Genomic DNA, 20,047 nt, shown 5'->3' on the forward strand with positions numbered 1-20,047 from the left:
TAGTATGTTGAAAACGAAGGGTTAACGTATAATGAAATATATAAATCGGATCAAATCGTTTACTAAACACTTTCACTCATAATAGTGTAATTAAGTTCAAAGGATAGGTGTATTTCATGAAAGAAGTAAGAGAATATATTGAAACAAAGAAACAAGGTGTATTGGAGTTGCAAATAAAAGAAACGGAAGAAAAGCTAGGTGCTGCTTTCCCAAATCAATATAGGGATCTTATTAAATTAGTTAATAATGCTGAAATAGGGGAATGGATACTATATCCGATTAAAGATAATAGAAATGTAACAAAAACTTGGGATGATATTGTTAGACAAAACATTGACATGAGAGATGAGTCTATGCCAGAAAATCTTATCATAATTGGTGACGATGGTTCAGGGGATAAATTGTGCTTTAAAATAAATAATGGAAAAATGGATGATAAAATATATATTTGGTATCACGCGGATGACGAAATGGAAGAAATATCTCCGAGTTTAAAAGAATTTATTATGGAAACTATTCAGGAAGACGATGTTTTTTAGTCTTAATTATTATCATTTTGTGAATCATTCTTATAAAAGGCGAGGATAGAATATGACAATAGAATTATATGGCGTACATTGTAATGAGCGGAAAGGGTATAGAGTAATAGAGGGAAAAGATTCATATAATCATTACTTTGGCGGTCAAGATTGTAATTTGCCAGTATGTAAGTTATGCGGTGAGAAGATGCATCAAATTCTCTGTTTTGATTTAAAAGATGGGAGACTTGCTGAACTTAAAAGTAATGAACTAAATATTTTACCATTCGTTTCATGCTTGAACTGCGCGATGGTGTGGGAACCGCAATATTTTCAGTTAAGTGATGGAGGTAAAACAGTTCAAATCATAAAGCAGAAAAATACAGAAGAATGGATAATGGAAGAGGAAGATAAGTTACCAGTTTCATTACCAAAAACAACGGTAAAGCTTATAAATATGAAAAATGAAGATATACCTACAGATGAAGATAGTTACTGGGAAGCTTTTGACTTGTTCGGTTCTGAATATGTATGTAGATTATTAGGGGCACCATTATATGCGGATCTTCCAGAGCATTTGGCGTGTCCAACTTGTTCTAAAGAGATGAAGTATGTTGCTACAATTACACAAGATATCGAGGAACGTGAACTTATTTCAGTAGTTGATTTCCAGTTCGGGGAAATGAATATATACTATTATTTATGTAAAGATTGTTCAATTATAAAAACGGAAACACAAAGAACATAACAAGGCTAACATATTATATTAGTCTTGTTTTTGTATCGCAACATCATTAAGAATCGCATCAAATATATCTTTTTGCGTAAAGTTATCTGTAAAAATAGTTTCTCTGGAAACCTCAATTGTATCGTGCGGAGTATACCATTTTTGTAGGGAATCTTCACCAAATTCATGTCGTTTGTCCCTTGTGTTATGTCGTCTAATGGTTTCCTCGAGTGATAAATCAAAGTAATATGTAAATGCATTTCCATCAAAATAACGAATTAATTCTTTCAACATATCACCGTATCTACGATTGTTTAAAATACCTTCTAAAATAACAAACTTACATTTTCCTTTTCCGTACTTCGTAATTTCAAATAGTAGATCATGAGATAAGTTCCCCATCGTGTCGTGTACTCTTAACATATCTCTACGCACGACGTCTTGAGAGACTAAAAGTGTACCTTGTCCGAAATGTTCTTGTAGTTGCTTTGCAATCGTTGTTTTACCACTTGCGGAGTTTCCTCTAAGAATGATTAAAGTGGATGTAAGTATAGGTTTAGACATAATGTATTCCCCCAACGGTATTAATTATATAGAAAATTTTAATAAATAAAGTGAGGAAAGTGTATAATTAATATGATGGATATTTAAGGAGGGGATTAGATGGGGGGTATATTAAAAAATGCACAACCTATATGGAAACGGACTTGGTTTCGTTATCTAGGGGCATTTTTTATTGTTCAGTTACTGTTTATTTTGTGTGAAATAACTGCGTGGGCACCAAACTTTAGGCCAGGCGGAGAGTTTTTTAATAGAATATTAAATTCTCAATTTTTCACTGAATGGTTCACACTCTATACAATCCCGCAATTTAACGTATTTACAGCATTTTTTGCGATTACATTACTACCATATGCATTAGTAGGTGCAATGAAAGATGTAACATCAAGAAAAAATATAAAGGAATAATAGAGGTATAATATGCTTTTTCAAAAAGAAGGTTTATTGATTAGATACGTAATGGAAAATGATGCAGCTATCATTTCTAAATGGTTAACGGACCCAGCAGTCCTGCGGTATTACGAAGGACGAGATAATCCGCAATCTGTAGCAAAGGTGCTTGATCATTTTATGCATAGTCCAAACAGTAATGAAAATAGATGTTTAATAGAATTTGATACCGTTCCGATTGGTTACATACAAATGTACCCAGTTGATTCAGAGTGGAAAGCGATATATGGCTATAAAGAATCACAAAATGTATGGGGAATGGATCAATTTACCGGTGAACCAGCCTATTGGGGAAAAGGAATTGGACAAAAACTCGTTCAGGCAGCAATTACATACATTATGGGTGAAATGGGAGCAGAAGCAATCGCAATGGATCCGAAAGTAAATAATGAACGAGCGATAAAGTGTTATGAAAAATGCGGATTTAAAAAAGTAAAGATTTTAAAGGAACATGAGCTGCATGAGGGGGAACTAGAAGATTGTTGGATGATGGAATACAAACAATTATAATGAATATGCAATGGCTTATATAAACGAAGGGAGCTGTGCGAAATGAAAAAAGCATTAATCGTAATTGATGTGCAAGCCGGTATGTATACAGCTGGAATGCCAGTACATAATGGGGAAAAGTTTTTACAAACATTGCAAGAGCTTATTGGGGAATGTCGTTCAAATGATATTCCAGTTATTTATGTCCAACATAATGGTCCTAAAGACCATCCGTTAGAAAAAGGTACGGATGGATGGCGAATCCATCCGACCATCGCTCCGCAAGAAGGGGATGATATTGTTGAAAAGACGACGCCAGATTCATTCCATAAGACAAACTTAAGCGAAGTGTTACAAGAGAAAGGAATTGAACACGTTATTCTTTCGGGAATGCAAACAGAGTATTGTGTAGATACGACAACGCGCAGAGCATGTAGTGAAGGATATAAAGTAACGTTAGTGAGTGATGCGCATAGTACATTTAATACAGAAGTGTTACGTGCTGAAGATATTGTGAAACATCATAACACAGTATTGGGAGCGTTTGCGGATGTTGTTGCATTAAAAGACTTGAAAGTGGCTGCCTCTAAATAAGAGGCAGTTTTTTTTATTAGAAAAATAGCGTCAAATATTGTCGGTAAGTCGATATTTTGAAATAATCGTTTATATAATTTCACGTACCATAATGAAAAAATACAAAAAAGGAGCACCACATAATTAAAAAGGGCGCTCCTGCATTAAAATGTTACTTCTTCTTGTCTTTATCCAATATATTTTGTTCTTCAGCAAACTCCGTACCATATGCAAAGCGGCGATTAATACGAATGTTATCATTGTTGTGCCTTGTATGAGAGTTAGAGAAGCGATGAACGATTACTTCAGATAAAGTGAAGACGATGGCAGAAAGGATACTGCCCCATGCAATTTGCATATAGTTGTCTAATAAAATATTACCGAAAATCCATACGCTTAAATATGTTAATAAGAAATCCGACATAATGGCACCAGTATTGCCAATTCGATTTAAAATAATTTTATCAACGAACATGTAGGATACGATTGTAACAAAGAGACTGAATGAAATAATTTGAACAAACGTTGCAGGGAAAAATAAAGCAAGCCCAATGCTAAATGCGATAATGCATGATATAAACTTGATAAGCACTACTGTGAAATCATTCAAAATTTACACCTCCGATTTATACATAGTTTTTCAATAAATTCTGTAGTTCATACATTGTAACGGATTTATTTACATAAAACTTTTTCATGTTCGGAATTTAGTCTAAATATTATAAAAATAACGAAAAAATGTTATAGTAAAATGAGAGTGTATGACATTTTTAGGTAAGGGGGAATCCAGGATGTGGATTACTTCAGAAGTAGAAATTCCAGATGAGTTAATTGATCACATTGAGCAAGGAAAGTTAGTGTTATTTGTTGGAGCGGGAGTTTCTATGAAAGGGAAATCAAACTTACCAAATTTTGATGATTTAGTTGATGAAATTGCAAAAACGTTATATGTCGAAAAGCGTGAAATAACAGAACCACATGATTATTATCTTGGTAAAATTGCGAAAACAAAAGATGTACATCAAGTCGCAAGAGATCTTGTTCATATAGAGAAATCAAAACCGAATCCATTACATTATGCAATTCCAAGGTTATTTCCTTTAGATACAGATATCCGCATTGTAACAACAAATTTTGATCAACATTTTACAACTGCAATTAAAGAAATAAATAGAGATATCAATGTTTATTACGCTCCAGCTTTACCGACTGGGAGAGCTTTTAAAGGTCTTGCTTATATACATGGTAATGTAGAACAGGAGAAAGAGGCTTTAATTTTAACAGACGGTGATTTTGGAAGGGCTTACTTAACGGAAGGTTGGGCGAGAAGATTTTTAGTCGATCTATTCTCAAATTACACCGTTTTATTCGTTGGATATAGTCATAATGACCCAGTAATGAAATATTTAGCAACTGGTTTACCACCAAGTACAAGACGATTTGCTTTTGTCGCACAAGGAGAAAATACGTACCACTGGGAACATTTAGGGATAAGACCGATTGTGTATCCGAATAAAGTGAATAATCATCAATCTCTCGTAAAAGCAGTAAAACGCTGGGCGGAATTAATGGGTGATAATTATATTACGAAAAGAATGCGTATTCGGGATATTGTAACGGTTCCCCCGTCAGTAGAACAGGAACAATTATCATACATAAAGCAATCAATTAAAAAAATTGAAACAGTTCGTTACTTTGTGGAATTTGCTCACGATTATGAATGGGTCGAATGGTTAGAAGCAGAAGGTAAATTACAAAATTTGTTTATGCTTACGCCAAACTATAATGAAGTAGATGAATTACTTGCAGAATGGTTAGTGGAACAATTTCTTTTTAGTCATCAGAAAGAATTATTTCAATTAATTTATAAAAACTATTCTAAAATATCAACGTTATTATGGAAAACAATTTGTAACTACTTAAACGAAACGAAGAGTGAGATGGACCCATTGTTGTTTGCCAGGTGGACACTCCTTTTATTAGAAACTGCTGAAAAAGATAGTAGCTCTATAGAAAAGATTTCTAAGTTATTGCAAAAATGTTCTTTTCCTGAGCATAAAGAAATTGCCTTATTGTTACTAACTTTTATTTTAGACGGAAAGCTGAAGTTGAAACGTGTAAGAAAATGGGGAAATGATACGCAAGAATCAATAGAACTCGAGGAATCGAGTCGCTTACCAGTATCTACATTTTCTCATGTGGAGCAAATTTGGAACGAAAAGATGAGGCCATATATCGCCTATTATGCTGTTCCAATTATGATGATCGGATTAGAAAAATTGAGAATGTTGTCGTTAAGACAAATGGCACTGAAAAAGAGAAATAAGGAAGATGTAGAAAAAGAATTTCATCAAAATGATCTTGCATTTTTAATACAAATTGTAAAAGAGTGTTTAACTTATTTATGTGAAAACAATGAGAAAAAAGCGGATTATTATATTACAGAAATGATAGAAGCGAATAGTGTACTTCAAAAGCGAATTGCAATTGATGCGATGAATAAAAATATTTTTGTTCGTGTAGATGACAAAATGAAATGGTTGTTACAGGAAGGACTTCTTTTAGATTTCACTTATAAACACGAAGTTTTCCAACTTTTAAAAAGTCATTATGCACATTGTTTAGAAAAAACAAAAGAAGAAGTCACTCGAACTGTAATAAAGCATCTTACAGAAGAGAGGGTATTTGATGCATGTCTCGTATTAGACTTATTATTCAAGTGTGATTCAAATAGTCCATCTACGGCAAATGGGTATGAGTTAATGAAGCAAAAGCATCCTCATTTTCATTCTGAACGATACAGTGTACAAAAGAAAGAGGATACAGCGCAAAGCATTACTTGTAATGTAACAGCTGACGGATTATTGCAGCTGAAAGATGTTGAAATTATGAAGCAAGTTCGGCAATTTTCGCAAGATGGTGTTTTTGAACAACGCCATTTTTTAGAGATGTTATCAAAAGCATGTAAATTGAATACAGAGTGGAGTATTTCATTCGCATATCAATTAGTAGGAGTGCAAGAAATAAGTAATGAAGTATGGTTTGTTTGTATTAGAGAATGGCGAAATAACAGAGGATTGACAAATGATCAAATCCAAAAAATTATTCCGTTATTGCAGAAATTTGTTAGAAATACTGCTTTTCATTGGTTAATTAGTAGTTTTCTATATGAAATTAGTAATCGACTAGAAGAGTTAGAAGAGAATAGTATACGTGTTGTAAAACGCTTTGCTTTTTCAGTGTTTCCTCAAGTTATGAAAAGTGATACGGATTTTAAGCTTGGAAAACAAGATTTTTACAATGAATCAATTCAGCATCCTGTTGGAAAAATGACGGCTGTATTATTAAAGTTGTTATCATATGATCATTTATACGATCGTAATGTATATGAATATTTATTTTTATTTGAAGAACAAGTAAGAGTTAATTCAGTACGAACAAACTTTATGTTTGCTCGTTTAATAGCAGATATTACATTTCTATATCATATTGAAAAGCAATGGTGCCGAAAATATTTGTTACCATACTTAGATTTAAAAAAACAAAATGAAATTACGGAATATGCATGGGCTGGTTTATGTTACACGCAAATAAATTTACCTTTATTTACAGAAATGAAGCGTTTTATTAAGTATGCGATAGAACATTTGGAAGTATTACATCCGCATACGAGGGAAGCTTTCTTGAAGTGGCTTAGCTTTGTATTTATTAAATGTGTACTATATTGGGAGCAAAAAACAGATTGGTTATACCCTTTACTCATACTAGAAAATGAAGAAAATAAAATTAAATTTATGCAGTTTTTATGCTATTACGTCAAAACATTAAGTGTAAAAGAACAACAAAAATTTTGGACAGCTTGGCTCAGTGTATTTTTGCGAGAACGACCAAAAATGGGTGAGATAACAGCGAGAGAATATGTAATGCTTTTACGTATTATTTTATACATGGATGAAATATTAGAAAAAGGATTATGTATTATGTCTCGTGCATTTTCAAGTGTAAATGGTAAATGTACAGGTGAGGAAATGAAGCAGTTATTGATTGAAATGCTTCATAAAAAAGAAAGTATGAAAGCGCATAAAGAAATGTTTGCAAATGTGTTTTTTATTTTACTACAAACATGTCAAGAAGCCGTTTTATTTGAAAAAGAAATCATACAAATAAAAGAATTATTAGTTCAGTATGAAGTAGAGGAATATGTTTTACATTTACTAGAAAATGAAATAATTCGCATAGGAATTGTAATGGGTGATTTACAAGAAGAATTATAGGACGAAAGTGGAATTTAAAAAAATATATAAAAAGTTGTTGACAGTGTTTTGAAAAGCGTTCTATAATACGAATCATACTTATTCAATTTCAAAAACATTTGAATAAACAAAGTGCAATGAAGAGATCACAGTAGTGGTTAGTCTTACTGTAACAGAGAGCTGGTGGTTGGTGTGAACCAGTACAGGGATAATCATGAATTACAGTCTTGGAGCATCTTTTTCGTAATAAAGATAGTTTGTCTTTATGAGGAAAAAGCGGTCAATTGATCGTTAACAGTGAAGAGAGGTAGACGGAAAGTTAGTCTACAACTAGGGTGGTACCGCGATAAATATCGTCCCTACTGATTTATTCAGTAGGGACTTTTTGTATTTTAGTGGTCCAACTTGAAAATAAAATAGTCATGCATTGAAAGGAAAAGCAGTAGTTGTTGTTTCCCTGTAACAGAGAGCTGGTGGTTGGTGCGAACCAGTACAAAAACAAGAGCGAATTACAGTCCTGGAGCATCTTTTTCGTAGTAAAGATAGTATTGTCTTTATGAAGGGAAAGACGGTCAGATGATCGTTAACAATGAAGAGAGGTAGACGAAAGAAGTCTACAACTAGGGTGGTACCGCGATAAATATCGTCCCTACTGATTGGATCAGTAGGGCTTTTTTGTACAAAAAAGTGGCTTTTTAACTAGTAGTTCATGTCTTTGTACGAATTATTAGTTTAAAATAAGAAGAGGTATCGATTCCACTATAAATTTGTATAATTAACCAGTTCAGAAAATAGAGAATCTTTTATTCTCTTACTATACTTTTAAAACATTAGAGGAGGATTTCCAAATGGCAAATCATGAATTAGATCAATTACGTAAACAGGTAGATGAAATTAACTTACAACTATTACACCTTTTAAACAAACGTGGTGAAATCGTTCAAAAAATTGGAGAGCAAAAGCAAGTACAAGGTACGAAACGCTTTGATCCAGTACGTGAGCGTGAAGTACTTGATATGATCGCAGAGCATAACGAAGGACCATTCGAAACATCAACAGTTCAACATATTTTCAAAACGATTTTCAAAGCAAGCTTAGAGTTACAAGAAGATGATAACCGTAAAGCGTTACTAGTATCACGTAAAAAGAAACAAGAAAATACAATCGTTGATGTAAAAGGTGAATTGATTGGAAACGGAACACAAACGTTCATAATGGGACCTTGTGCAGTAGAAAGCTTAGAGCAAGTTCGTCAAGTAGGGCAAGCGATGAAAGGCCAAGGCTTAAAATTAATGCGCGGTGGTGCATTCAAACCGAGAACATCTCCATACGATTTCCAAGGTTTAGGAGTAGAAGGACTACAAATTTTACGCCAAGTAGCAGACGAGTTCGACTTAGCAATTATTAGTGAAATTTTAAATCCGAACGATGTTGAAATGGCATTAGACTACGTTGATGTAATTCAAGTTGGCGCACGTAACATGCAAAACTTCGATTTATTACGAGCTGTAGGTAAAGTTAACAAACCAGTATTATTAAAACGTGGATTAGCAGCAACAATTGATGAGTTCATTAACGCAGCGGAATACATCATTGCGCAAGGTAACGATCAAATTATTCTTTGTGAGCGTGGTATCCGCACATACGAAAGAGCAACACGTAACACATTAGACATTTCTGCAGTACCAATTTTAAAGAAAGAAACACATTTACCAGTTATCGTTGATGTAACACATTCAACTGGACGCAGAGATTTATTATTACCAACAGCGAAAGCAGCACTTGCAATTGGCGCAGATGCAGTAATGGCTGAAGTTCATCCAGATCCAGCAGTTGCATTGTCAGATTCTGCACAACAAATGGACATTCCAGAATTCCATAGATTCATGGATGAGTTAAAAGGTTTCAAAAATAAATTATCTTAATTCCATATCATATATGCGTTGAAGAGGAAACAGTAGTGCTTATCTCACTGTTAAAGAGAGCTGATGGCTGGTGTGAATCAGTACAAAGGTAAGCATGAATTACAGCCTTGGAGCATCTTTCTCACAACTTATGGAGGGGAAGACGGTCAAACGATCGTTAAAGAAGAAGAGAGGTAGACGACAGTTGTCTACAACTAGGGTGGTACCGCGATAAACATCGTCCCTACTGAGCGCTCAGTAGGGACTTTTTTGTACAAAAAAATAGTAAAGGGGCAAGAGAAATGAGATACATTACAGCTGGAGAATCACATGGACCGCAGTTAACAGTTATTTTAGAAGGTGTACCAGCAGGTTTGACACTTACGGCGGAACATATTAATAAAGAATTATTAAGAAGACAAAAAGGTCATGGACGCGGAAGACGCATGCAAATTGAAACAGATACAGTTGAAATTGTAAGTGGTGTTCGTCACGGGATGACACTTGGATCACCGATTACGTTAATCGTAAAAAATGATGATTTTAAACATTGGACGAAAGTAATGGGTGCTGAGCCAATTTCTGAAAAAGAAAGTAAAGACATGAAACGTACAATTACAAAACCACGTCCAGGACATGCGGATTTAAATGGAGCAATTAAATATGGTCATCGTGATATAAGAAACGTATTAGAGCGCTCATCTGCAAGAGAAACGACAGTTCGTGTAGCTGCTGGTGCAGTTGCAAAACAAATTTTAAGCGAATTAGGCGTAAAAATTGCAGGACATGTTCTTGAAATTGGTGGAGTAAAAGCAAAACATATTTCAAACTTACCGATTGAAGAAATTCAAACGATAACTGAAAACTCACCAGTTCGATGTTTAGATAAAGAAGTAGAGCAAGAAATGATGGATGCGATTGACAACGCAAAAAGTAGCGGAGATTCAATCGGTGGTATTGTGGAAGTTATTGCAGTAGGTATGCCAATTGGCGTTGGTAGTTACGTTCATTACGATCGTAAATTAGATGCAAAACTTGCTGGTGCAATTATGAGTATAAATGCATTTAAAGGTGCTGAAATTGGCGTAGGTTTTGAAGCGGCAAGACAACCAGGAAGTAAAGTGCATGATGAAATTCTGTGGGATGAAGAAAAAGGATACACGAGAAAAACGAATAATGCCGGCGGTTTAGAAGGCGGTATGACAACAGGTATGCCAATTGTCGTAAGAGGCGTTATGAAGCCAATTCCTACATTATACAAACCGTTAGCAAGCGTTGATATTGATACGAAGGAAGCATTCCAAGCGAGTATTGAAAGATCTGATAGTTGCGCAGTACCAGCAGCGGGTGTAGTAGCTGAATCTGTTGTGGCATGGGAACTTGCAGATGCACTAGTCGAACAATTCGGAAAAGATCGTATGGAATTATTAAAACAAAACATTATGCAACACAATAACTACGCAAAAGAATTTTAATAAAAAGGTGGGTTTAACGTGCAAGTAAAAGATCAACTATCATCATTACAACCATATAAACCAGGTAAATCACCAGAACAAATGAAAGAAGTGTACGGAGATCATTCGTTTGTGAAATTAGCATCGAATGAAAATCCATTCGGTTGTTCACCGAGAGTTTTAGAAGAGTTGCAAAAATCTTGGTTGGAACATGCTTTATATCCTGACGGAGGTGCTACGACGCTCCGTCAAACAATTGCAAATAAGTTACATGTACAATTAGAACAAGTACTTTGTGGTAGTGGTTTAGATGAAGTCATTCAAATGATAAGCCGTGCAGTACTTAAAGCAGGAGATAATATCGTAACGGCTGGTGCAACATTCCCGCAGTACCGTCATCATGCAATTATTGAAGGCTGTGAAGTGATAGAAATTCCTTTAAATAACGGTGTATACGATTTAGACGAAATTTCGTCAGCGGTAAATAATAATACGAAAATCGTATGGATTTGTAATCCGAACAACCCGACGGGCACATATGTGAATGAGCAAAAATTAACTCAATTTATTGAAGGCATTAGTGAAAATACGTTAATTGTCATTGATGAAGCGTACTATGAATACGTAACAGCAAAAGATTTTCCTGAGACATTACCGCTTTTAGAAAAACATAAAAACATTCTTGTACTTAGAACGTTTTCTAAAGCATACGGATTAGCTTCTTTCCGCGTTGGATATGCGATCGGACAGGAAGAGCTAATTGAGAAATTAAATGTCGTACGTTTACCATTTAACGTATCTTCATTAGCGCAAAAAGCAGCTACGATTGCTTTTGGTGATGACGAGTTTATTGAAGAAATAGTTCGCGTGAATACAGAAGGATTACAGCAATACGAGAGTTTCTGTAAGGAAAATGAAATACCATTTTATTCGTCACAAACTAATTTCATCTTCTTACCGGTAGATAACGCCGGAGAGATTTATGAAGCTTGTGCACATGCAGGGTTTATTATTCGTCCATTCCCAAATGGTGTCCGTATTACAGTTGGAACAAGGGAGCAAAATGAAGGAGTGATTTCAGTGTTAAAACAACACTTTGAAAATAAAAAAAGTAAGTCTCGAGATGAGGCAAATGCGTAAAAAGGTAGTATTAATTGGAACAGGTTTAATAGGAGGCTCTCTCGCCTTAGCAATTAAGAAAGAGCACGATGTAACGATAACAGGGTACGATATATTTCAAGAGCAAGTAGGGCGTGCAAAAGAATTACACGTAGTAGATGAAGTAGCAGTTGATTTACAGCGTGCATGTGAAGAGGCACATTTAATTGTTTTTGCTTCTCCAGTTGAAGAAACGAAGAAGCTATTACACAAACTTGCGTCATTCCGTTTACGAGAAGATGTTATAGTGACTGATGTTGGTAGTACAAAAGGGTCTATTATGAACGAAGCGGAAGCTTTATTTTCAAAGGAAGTTTCTTTCATTGGGGGACATCCGATGGCGGGTTCTCATAAAACGGGAGTTGAAAGCGCAAAGGCGCATTTATTTGAAAATGCATTTTACATTTTAACACCGATGAATCATGTACCAAATGAACAAGTAGAAGACCTTAAAGTATGGTTAAAAGGAACAGGATCACATTTTCTTGTTTTAAATACAGAAGAACATGATTATGTAACAGGGATTGTTAGTCATTTCCCGCATCTTATCGCAGCAGGTTTAGTAAAGCAAGTTGAGAAACATGCAGGAGATAATCCGCTCATTCATCAACTCGCTGCTGGAGGTTTCAAAGACATTACACGTATCGCATCTAGTAGTCCGAAAATGTGGAGTGATATTGTAAAGCAAAATCGAGAGCATTTAATGGTATTATTAAAAGAGTGGATCTCTGAAATGGAAGGTTTATATAAGACAGTTTCTACCGGAGATGCAGGCGAGATTCAAAACTATTTTGCAGATGCGAAAGAATACCGTGATTCTTTACCAGTAAGAAAGAGTGGTGCAATTCCTGCCTATCACGACTTATACGTTGATGTATTAGATAAGGTGGGGGCATTGGCTCATATTACGAGTATTTTAGCGCGCGAGGAAATTAGTATTACGAACTTGCAAATATTAGAAGCGCGTGAAGGACTGCTTGGGGTATTACGTATTAGTTTCCAAAGGGAAGAAGATCGTATGAAAGCAAAGCTAGCGCTTGGAGAAGAAGAATACCAAACTTATGAAACAATTTAAATGAGAAGGTGAAAAACGTGAAAGAAAGAACAATACAACCTGTTAATAACGGATTGAATGGCAATATTACAATCCCAGGTGATAAATCCATTTCACACCGTGCTGTTATGTTCGGTTCGATTGCAGAAGGGAAAACAACAATTAAAGGTTTCTTGCCCGGTGCAGACTGTTTAAGTACTATTTCATGTTTTAAAGAAATGGGAGTAGAAATTACGCAAAACGGTGATGAAGTTATTGTAGTTGGTAAAGGATTAGAAGGTTTACAAGAACCGAAAGCTGTATTAGATGTTGGTAATTCTGGTACAACAATTCGATTAATGTCAGGTATATTAGCTAACACACCATTTTTCTCTTGCGTACAAGGTGATGAGTCTATCGCAAAAAGACCGATGAAGCGTGTAACAAACCCATTAAAACAAATGGGTGCAAACATTGACGGCAGAGAAGAAGGAACATTTACACCGCTAACAATACGTGGCGGAGATTTAAAAGCAATTGAATATATTTCTCCTGTTGCAAGTGCACAAGTAAAGTCAGCTATTTTACTTGCAGGTCTTCGTGCAGAAGGTGTAACAGCTGTTACAGAACCACATATTTCACGCGACCATACGGAAAGAATGCTTGAAGCATTTGGTGTTAAAGTAACTCGCGAAGGGAAAACAGTGAAGCTGTCAGGTGGACAAAAATTAACAGCAACAGACATTCAAGTGCCAGGTGACGTATCATCAGCAGCATTTTTCTTAGTAGCAGGTGCAATCATCCCAAATAGTAAACTAGTATTACAAAATGTAGGAATGAATCCAACTCGTACAGGTATTATTGATGTTTTAGAGAAAATGGGTGCTACGTTCACTGTAGATCTAATTAACGAAGGGGCATCAGAACCAGCTGCAAATATTACAATTGAAACATCTTCATTAAAAGGAATTGAAATTGGCGGAGATATTATCCCTAGATTAATCGATGAGATTCCTGTAATCGCATTAGCGGCAACGCAAGCGGAAGGAATTACAGTAATTAAAGATGCACACGAATTAAAAGTAAAAGAAACAAATCGTATTGATACAGTCGTTGCTGAGTTAACGAAACTAGGAGCTCGCATAGAAGCAACTGATGACGGCATGATCATTTACGGAAAATCAGCTCTAAAAGGCAATACAGTAAATAGTTATGGTGATCATCGCATCGGAATGATGCTTGCGATTGCTGGCTGCCTGGCAGAAGGAAAAACAATTATTGAAGATGCAGAAGCAGTAGGTGTATCATATCCTACATTCTTTGATGAACTTCAAAAGTTAGCTAAATAATAAGGATGGAAAGCAGATACGTGATGTATCTGCTTTTTTTGTTAAAACGTCTTTCTAATTTCACTTACCGAACTACAATAGAAAGAATTGTGATACAATTCAAACAGGGAATGGAGGAGAATTATATGAATGTCATACAATTAAAAGAAGATAAGTTCAGAGAAGCATTATGTTTATCAGAATACGCTTTTCAATATAAAGTAGATGAGGAACGATTACAGCAGCAACTTACAAAGATGAAGGAAAGTCATGAAATATACGGCATTATGGAAGGGGAAGACTTAGCAGCAAAACTACATCTTATTCCGTTTCATATTTACATAGGTAAAGAAAAATTTAAAATGGGTGGCGTTGCAGGGGTAGCGACGTATCCTGAGTATAGAAGAAGTGGGTATGTAAAAGAGCTACTTCAATATTCACTTCAAACGATGAAAAAAGATGGCTATACAGTCTCTATGTTACATCCATTTGCGGTTTCATTTTACCGTAAATACGGCTGGGAACTTTGTGCGAATTTAGTCACATGTCATATGACTAAGAGCGATTTATTGATGAAAAAACAAGTAAATGGCACTGTGAAACGTTTCAATAAAGAAAATCATCCAGAAGAAGTCGAGAAGCTCTATGAAGCATTTGCAGAACGTTTTTCAGGTATGTTAGTTCGAGAGAAGAACTGGTGGTTTCAAGCGGTTTATGATGATTTAACATTAGCGATTTACTATGATGAAAATAAAAAGGCAGCCGGTTACATGTTATACAAAATAGAAAACTATAAAATGACAGTAGAAGAATTTGTACTACTGCATAATGAAGCACGAAATGGTCTGTGGAACTTTATTTGCCAGCATGATTCTATGATTAAAGAACTTGAAATGACAGTAAGTGAAAACGAACCGTTGCTATATTCATTGCAAGAGCCACGCGTGAAGACAGAAATAAAACCATATTTTATGGGAAGAATTGTAGATGTAGAGCAGTTCTTAAAACAATATGAGTTGAGCTGGAACAATGTACAGCAAGAAGTGATTCTACACATTACAGACGCATTTGCTCCGTGGAACAACGTATCAGTGAGGCTTGCGAATCATGAAATAACAATTATGAAAGAGGAAACAATAGATAAAGGAATTAAGCTGGATATTAACGCATTATCTACAATAATGTTTGGCTACAAGCGTCCGTTAGAACTTAATGAACTAGAATTCATTAGCGGAAGCGAAGAGGAAATACAAGCATTTGAGAATATAGTTCCAGTACGTAAAGCTTTTATTTATGATTTCTTTTAAGCTTTAAATAGGAAATTGGGCTGTCCCAAACAAAATTTGGGACGGTTTTCTCTTTGGTTCTCGTTTTTGTCGGTAAGTCGATGTATTCTAAAAACCGCTGATATAAATTGATTCACAAACAAGGGATTAAAATTGCAACTATACGTAGTTACGCACTTGACTTTTAGTCCTTGTAATTTATAATTAAAAACGGAATGAATTTTCATTCCTAAAAATAGAGGTGGAAAAAATGGCTAAAAACAAACAAGAGGATATTTTTGATGCTGCGATGCAACTTTTTGCAGAGCGTGGTTACGATGGTACGACAATTCCAATGATCGCTGAAAAGGCAAAAGTCGGTGCGGGTACTATTTATCGCTATTTTGAAAATAAAGAGGCACTAGTTAACTCATTATTTTCAAAAAGTATGTTAGAGCTTTCTGAAATGATAAAAACAGATTTTCCTGTTGAAGCAAATATTCGTGAACAGTTTAGTCATACGTACAACCGTTTATTTGAATTTGCGAGAAACAATGTGGACGCTTTTTTATTTACAAATTCTCACTGTGACAGTTATTTTCTTGATGAACAAAGTAAGAAAATATTTGACGATTTTATAGGCTTCTTTATGAATATTATTGAAGATGGAATCGCAAAAGGTTTTCTTCGTCCATTGCCTCCAGTTGCTTTAATTATTATTGTATATCAGCCGCTAGAAGCATTAACGAAAGTAATTGCAACAGGGCAATTAGAATACTCGAAAGAGTTAGTAAAAGAATTGGAAGAAAGCTCTTGGAATGCTATTAGAATCATTTGATTCTATAGCTTTATAAGGACAGGAATGAATATTCATTCCTAAATAGATTTAAAAAATGAAAGTAGGAGAGGGTATTTGTGCAACCAAAGGAATGAACGTTCATTCCTAAAAATAGTTTCAAAATAATAGGAATGAATATTCATTCCGGAACTAACATTATACTTTCAAAATGGGAGATGATTAAAATGAGTAAGCTAAAAAATTGGAGAAGTTTATCTTTTCTATTATGGATAGTTATTACTATTACAATGATCGTAACGATGCCTAATATGGATAAATTAGTGAAAGAAAAAGGGCATATTACGATTCCGAATACAGAGCAAAGTAGTATCGCTGACAAAATGATAAGAGAGATGGATAAAGACGGGACAGAAAAATATGATGTTATAGCTGTTTTTAATAGTGGAAGTAAAGCAGCTTTAACAACTGAGCAAAAAGATGAAATAATAAAAACAATCAACGCTTTACAAAATGAAAAAGAGCAATTAGGAATTAAGGAAGTTGTTTCACATTTAGATAATAAAGACTTGGAAAAACAATTGATATCTAAAGACAATACGACCATTTTAACGCAAATTTCTGTAGATAAAAAACATGGTGAAATATCAAAAATTGCAAATGGGCTTCATAATAAAATTAAACCGAAGGGAGTTAAAACGTACTTAACAGGAAGTGATTTAATAGCGGGTGATTTTCTTACATCCTCTCAAGAGGGAGTGAAAAAGACAGAAGTTATTTCTATCATTTTCATTTTAGTTGTATTAATCATTGTATTTCGTTCACCAATTGTTCCAATCGTTTCTCTGCTTACAGTGGGTGTATCATATTTAGTTTCAATGGGGATTATTGCCCACCTAGTAGATCAATTTAATTTTCCGTTTTCTAACTTTACACAAGTGTTTGTAGTTGTTGTCCTGTTTGGGGTTGGAACAGACTATAACATTTTATTATATACAAGGTTTAAGGAAGAATTAAGTAAACAAGAAAATGCATTTTTAGCTACGAAAGAAACGTTTAAATCGGCAGGGAAAACCGTTTTATATAGTGGGATAGCAGTACTAATTGGTTTTGCATCTCTTGCTTTAGCGAGTTTTAAATTATATCAATCTACTTCAGCCGTAGCAATTGGTGTCGCAGTATTATTACTCGTATTAACTACGTTAAATCCATTTTTTATGGTGCTTTTAGGAAAAGGAATGTTTTATCCAGTAAAAACATTTAAAGGTCATGAGGATAGTCGTTTATGGGGATTTCTTGCGAAAAACTCAGTAGTAAGACCATTCGCAGCTTTAATCATTGTATTTGTGATATCGATTCCTTTCCTAATGAAATATTCTAACACACTAAATTACAATGATTTATTTGAAGTAGATAATAAATATGAATCGAAAAAGGGGATTAACGTAATAGAAGAACATTTTCCACCTGGTTTTTCTTCACCAAGTACGTTAGTCATTCAATCGGATAACAAGTTAGACGAGGCGAGTTCTCTTCAAACTTTAGATGAACTAACTGATAAGATTTTGAAAGTGAAAGGTGTGTCAGAAGTATATTCACCGACGCGTCCAACTGGGGAAAGGATAAAAGAACTATATATAAATAAACAAGCTGGAGAACTAAATACGGGGTTAGGAGATGCCAATGGTGGTATAAAGGACATTAATGATGGGTTAACTGCTGCGAAAGATAAAATGGGTAGTAAAGACTCAAATAGTCTTGCAAACGTTCAAAAGTTAATTGATGGAACAAACGAAGCGAAAAACGGTGTAACGGCATTAGGAACAGCTTTACATCAACTATCAAGTGGTATAAATGACGGAGCACAAGGTGCGCAACAAATTGAGGGTGGATTAACTTCAGTAAATGAAAATATAAATGTTTTATCTAATGCAACTTCACAACTTCATGCTGGTTATGCACAGTTAGAAAAAGGTTTAAGCTCTTACGATCAATACTTCGGAAGTATTTCTCAAGCAATTGATGGTGCGAAAAAAGGTTATGAACAAATTGAAGTGTTAATGACCAATTTTATTCAAACGAAACCAGAATTAGCAAATGATCCGAACATACTACAAACGATAGGAATTGCTAAAGAGGCTCAGAAGCAATTAGGTGTGCTTTCAAATGAATTAAATCAATTAGCAACGCATCATAAAGCGGCGATGGGCTCATTTAAAGAAGCGAATCAATCGTTATTGAAAGTGGATAACGGTTTAAAAGAAATGAACAATGGAGTTACTAAATTACAAAAAGGAGCAGCTGATCTTAAAAATGGATTAGATGAAGGTGCTTCAGGTTCTAAACAAATTGCGAACAAGTCATCTGAGTTACAAACCGGATTAACAAAAATAAATGATGGGCAAGGCCAGTTATTAACCGGGCTGAAAGACTTGCAAGAACAGATGGGGCAATTACAATCAGGATTATCTAAAAGTACAGAAGGGCTCGAAAAGGTAAGTAACGGACTAGGGGATGCTCAGAAATATTTAGGAGAATTGAATGAATCAAAAAGCTCTGAGAAATTTTATATTCCAAAAGAAGTTTTAGAGGGAGAAGATTTCCAAAAAGCATTGAATACGTACATGTCACATGATAGAAAGACTGCTAAAATGACAATCATTTTAGACGTAAATCCGTATTCAAAAGAAGCGATGCCAATCATTGAAGAAATTAATAAAACGATAGACGGTACATTAAATGGTACAGAATTAAAATCAACAAAAAAAGCGATCGGCGGTACAACAGCAAGAAACGTTGATTTAAAAGAAGTAACGGGCCAAGATTTCTTACGTACAGCTACAATTATGTTAATTGGAATTGCGGTTGTATTACTCGTTATTACACGGTCATTTTTAAATACAATCTTCATTATTGGATCTTTAATATTAGCTTATTTTGCATCACTTGGTATAAGTGAACAAATTAGTACACACATACTAAACGTAGAGTCATTGAGCTGGAATGTACCATTCTTTAGTTTTATAATGATAGTCGCTTTAGGTGTGGATTATAGCATTTTCGTAATGATGAGATACAATGAGCTAGAGGGGGACCCAGCAACGAAAATTGTAAATGCATCTCGTCACATAGGAGGAGTCGTATTATCAGCGGCACTTATTTTAGGTGGTACATTTGCTGCATTAATCCCTTCGGGTGTATTGACGCTTATACAAGTAGCATCTGTTGTTGGTGTTGCACTGTTATTATTAGCTATTATTGTGATGCCAATATTGATACCTGCGTTAATAGGGTTAACGAATAAAATGAAGAATTATACGAAAAAATTAAGTAAAAGAAAGTAAAGAATCCCCTTTTAAAAGGGGATTCTTCTTATTTAATAAATTTGTCCATCACATCTTTATATTTTGCGAATTTTTCATCTTTCATATCTCTGTTCATTATGAAATATGCTTCTATATAATATTATTTCGTTAAAAACGTACATTTTATTCAAGATAGAAAAGGGATGAATAGTAATCAACCGTTGCTATTCATC

General features: G+C 34.7%; 16 protein-coding genes and 3 other annotated features. Of the genes, 14 read left to right on the forward strand and 2 right to left on the reverse strand.

Annotation, left to right across the window (positions count from 1 at the left end; genetic code table 11):
- Nucleotides 1-116 precede the first annotated feature (116 nt).
- Both ACO6VI_RS18985 and ACO6VI_RS18990 read left to right on the forward strand, forming a co-directional pair.
- Nucleotides 117-539: an SMI1/KNR4 family protein gene (locus tag ACO6VI_RS18985; protein ID WP_063547680.1), complete on the forward strand. Its 423-nt coding sequence runs from the start codon at nucleotides 117-119 to the stop codon at nucleotides 537-539.
- 52 nt (nucleotides 540-591) lie between these two features.
- Complete coding sequence (locus ACO6VI_RS18990) at nucleotides 592-1,266, forward strand: hypothetical protein (RefSeq protein WP_063547678.1); 675 nt, start codon at nucleotides 592-594, stop codon at nucleotides 1,264-1,266.
- Nucleotides 1,267-1,284: 18 nt separating this feature from the next.
- Here ACO6VI_RS18990 and ACO6VI_RS18995 read toward each other — a convergent pair whose 3' ends face one another.
- Nucleotides 1,285-1,809: a kinase gene (locus ACO6VI_RS18995; protein ID WP_063547676.1), complete on the reverse strand. Its 525-nt coding sequence runs from the start codon at nucleotides 1,807-1,809 to the stop codon at nucleotides 1,285-1,287.
- 99 nt (nucleotides 1,810-1,908) lie between these two features.
- Here ACO6VI_RS18995 and ACO6VI_RS19000 point away from each other — a divergent pair, with 99 nt between their 5' ends.
- The 3 genes from ACO6VI_RS19000 to ACO6VI_RS19010 are packed head-to-tail and all read left to right on the forward strand — an operon-like array spanning nucleotide 1,909 to nucleotide 3,339.
- Nucleotides 1,909-2,214 carry a YfzA family protein gene (locus ACO6VI_RS19000; RefSeq protein WP_063547674.1) on the forward strand — a complete coding sequence of 102 codons (306 nt, stop codon included), beginning with the start codon at nucleotides 1,909-1,911 and terminating at the stop codon, nucleotides 2,212-2,214.
- A gap of 12 nt (nucleotides 2,215-2,226) precedes the next feature.
- On the forward strand, nucleotides 2,227-2,766 hold the full coding sequence (locus ACO6VI_RS19005) for a GNAT family N-acetyltransferase (protein WP_063547672.1): 540 nt from the start codon (nucleotides 2,227-2,229) through the stop codon (nucleotides 2,764-2,766).
- Nucleotides 2,767-2,808: 42 nt separating this feature from the next.
- A complete protein-coding gene (locus ACO6VI_RS19010) occupies nucleotides 2,809-3,339 on the forward strand; it encodes a cysteine hydrolase family protein (RefSeq protein ID WP_063547670.1) in 531 nt (176 codons plus the stop codon).
- A 151-nt stretch (nucleotides 3,340-3,490) separates the two neighbouring features.
- On the opposite strand, the gene ACO6VI_RS19015 is transcribed toward ACO6VI_RS19010, so the two are convergent.
- Entirely contained in the window at nucleotides 3,491-3,928 is a 438-nt protein-coding gene (locus ACO6VI_RS19015; RefSeq protein ID WP_000997702.1) for a YndM family protein, read from the reverse strand.
- 181 nt (nucleotides 3,929-4,109) lie between these two features.
- On the opposite strand from ACO6VI_RS19015, the gene ACO6VI_RS19020 reads away from it, so the two are divergent.
- From ACO6VI_RS19020 to ACO6VI_RS19060, 9 genes are all read left to right on the forward strand, one after another.
- Entirely contained in the window at nucleotides 4,110-7,592 is a 3,483-nt protein-coding gene (locus ACO6VI_RS19020; RefSeq protein WP_063547668.1) for a DUF4020 domain-containing protein, read from the forward strand.
- A 107-nt stretch (nucleotides 7,593-7,699) separates the two neighbouring features.
- Nucleotides 7,700-7,935, forward strand: a binding site (T-box leader).
- A gap of 54 nt (nucleotides 7,936-7,989) precedes the next feature.
- Nucleotides 7,990-8,225, forward strand: a binding site (T-box leader).
- Nucleotides 8,226-8,419: 194 nt separating this feature from the next.
- The gene (locus ACO6VI_RS19025; RefSeq protein WP_161519834.1) at nucleotides 8,420-9,496 is read left to right on the forward strand and encodes a bifunctional 3-deoxy-7-phosphoheptulonate synthase/chorismate mutase; all 1,077 of its coding nucleotides are present in this window, start codon (nucleotides 8,420-8,422) and stop codon (nucleotides 9,494-9,496) included.
- A 9-nt stretch (nucleotides 9,497-9,505) separates the two neighbouring features.
- Nucleotides 9,506-9,724, forward strand: a binding site (T-box leader).
- A gap of 53 nt (nucleotides 9,725-9,777) precedes the next feature.
- Nucleotides 9,778-10,950, forward strand: a complete 1,173-nt coding sequence (gene aroC, locus ACO6VI_RS19030) for a chorismate synthase (protein WP_063547666.1) — start codon at nucleotides 9,778-9,780, stop codon at nucleotides 10,948-10,950.
- Nucleotides 10,951-10,968: 18 nt separating this feature from the next.
- On the forward strand, nucleotides 10,969-12,069 hold the full coding sequence (gene hisC, locus ACO6VI_RS19035; protein WP_063547664.1) for a histidinol-phosphate transaminase: 1,101 nt from the start codon (nucleotides 10,969-10,971) through the stop codon (nucleotides 12,067-12,069).
- Nucleotides 12,062-13,162 carry a prephenate dehydrogenase gene (gene tyrA / locus ACO6VI_RS19040; protein WP_063547662.1) on the forward strand — a complete coding sequence of 367 codons (1,101 nt, stop codon included), beginning with the start codon at nucleotides 12,062-12,064 and terminating at the stop codon, nucleotides 13,160-13,162. Before hisC ends, tyrA begins: the two co-directional genes overlap by 8 nt.
- Before the next feature lie 17 nt (nucleotides 13,163-13,179).
- A complete protein-coding gene (aroA, locus tag ACO6VI_RS19045) occupies nucleotides 13,180-14,469 on the forward strand; it encodes a 3-phosphoshikimate 1-carboxyvinyltransferase (protein WP_000664625.1) in 1,290 nt (429 codons plus the stop codon).
- Between the two features lie 125 nt (nucleotides 14,470-14,594).
- A complete protein-coding gene (locus tag ACO6VI_RS19050) occupies nucleotides 14,595-15,755 on the forward strand; it encodes a GNAT family N-acetyltransferase (RefSeq protein ID WP_422423832.1) in 1,161 nt (386 codons plus the stop codon).
- Between the two features lie 229 nt (nucleotides 15,756-15,984).
- Nucleotides 15,985-16,551 (forward strand): TetR/AcrR family transcriptional regulator, encoded by a 567-nt coding sequence (locus ACO6VI_RS19055; RefSeq protein WP_001107300.1) that lies wholly within the window; start codon nucleotides 15,985-15,987, stop codon nucleotides 16,549-16,551.
- 185 nt (nucleotides 16,552-16,736) lie between these two features.
- Nucleotides 16,737-19,853 carry an MMPL family transporter gene (locus tag ACO6VI_RS19060; protein ID WP_000040248.1) on the forward strand — a complete coding sequence of 1,039 codons (3,117 nt, stop codon included), beginning with the start codon at nucleotides 16,737-16,739 and terminating at the stop codon, nucleotides 19,851-19,853.
- The last annotated feature ends 194 nt before the right edge of the window (nucleotides 19,854-20,047 follow it).

It is taken from the genome of Bacillus sp. PSXD-155, from assembly GCF_049310765.1.
Classification (GTDB): domain Bacteria; phylum Bacillota; class Bacilli; order Bacillales; family Bacillaceae_G; genus Bacillus_A; species Bacillus_A cereus.

Bases quoted from the DNA above. Each gene is read 5' to 3' on its own strand.
- ACO6VI_RS19055 (WP_001107300.1), top strand. From the start codon at position 15,985: ATGGCTAAAAACAAACAAGAGGATATTTTTGATGCTGCGATGCAACTT.
- ACO6VI_RS19000 (WP_063547674.1), top strand. From the start codon at position 1,909: ATGGGGGGTATATTAAAAAATGCACAACCTATATGGAAACGGACTTGG.
- ACO6VI_RS19005 (WP_063547672.1), top strand. From the start codon at position 2,227: ATGCTTTTTCAAAAAGAAGGTTTATTGATTAGATACGTAATGGAAAAT.
- ACO6VI_RS19060 (WP_000040248.1), top strand. From the start codon at position 16,737: ATGAGTAAGCTAAAAAATTGGAGAAGTTTATCTTTTCTATTATGGATA.
- ACO6VI_RS18990 (WP_063547678.1), top strand. From the start codon at position 592: ATGACAATAGAATTATATGGCGTACATTGTAATGAGCGGAAAGGGTAT.
- tyrA (WP_063547662.1), top strand. From the start codon at position 12,062: ATGCGTAAAAAGGTAGTATTAATTGGAACAGGTTTAATAGGAGGCTCT.
- ACO6VI_RS18985 (WP_063547680.1), top strand. From the start codon at position 117: ATGAAAGAAGTAAGAGAATATATTGAAACAAAGAAACAAGGTGTATTG.
- ACO6VI_RS19020 (WP_063547668.1), top strand. From the start codon at position 4,110: ATGTGGATTACTTCAGAAGTAGAAATTCCAGATGAGTTAATTGATCAC.
- ACO6VI_RS18995 (WP_063547676.1), bottom strand. From the start codon at position 1,809: ATGTCTAAACCTATACTTACATCCACTTTAATCATTCTTAGAGGAAAC.
- ACO6VI_RS19050 (WP_422423832.1), top strand. From the start codon at position 14,595: ATGAATGTCATACAATTAAAAGAAGATAAGTTCAGAGAAGCATTATGT.
- ACO6VI_RS19010 (WP_063547670.1), top strand. From the start codon at position 2,809: ATGAAAAAAGCATTAATCGTAATTGATGTGCAAGCCGGTATGTATACA.
- aroC (WP_063547666.1), top strand. From the start codon at position 9,778: ATGAGATACATTACAGCTGGAGAATCACATGGACCGCAGTTAACAGTT.
- ACO6VI_RS19025 (WP_161519834.1), top strand. From the start codon at position 8,420: ATGGCAAATCATGAATTAGATCAATTACGTAAACAGGTAGATGAAATT.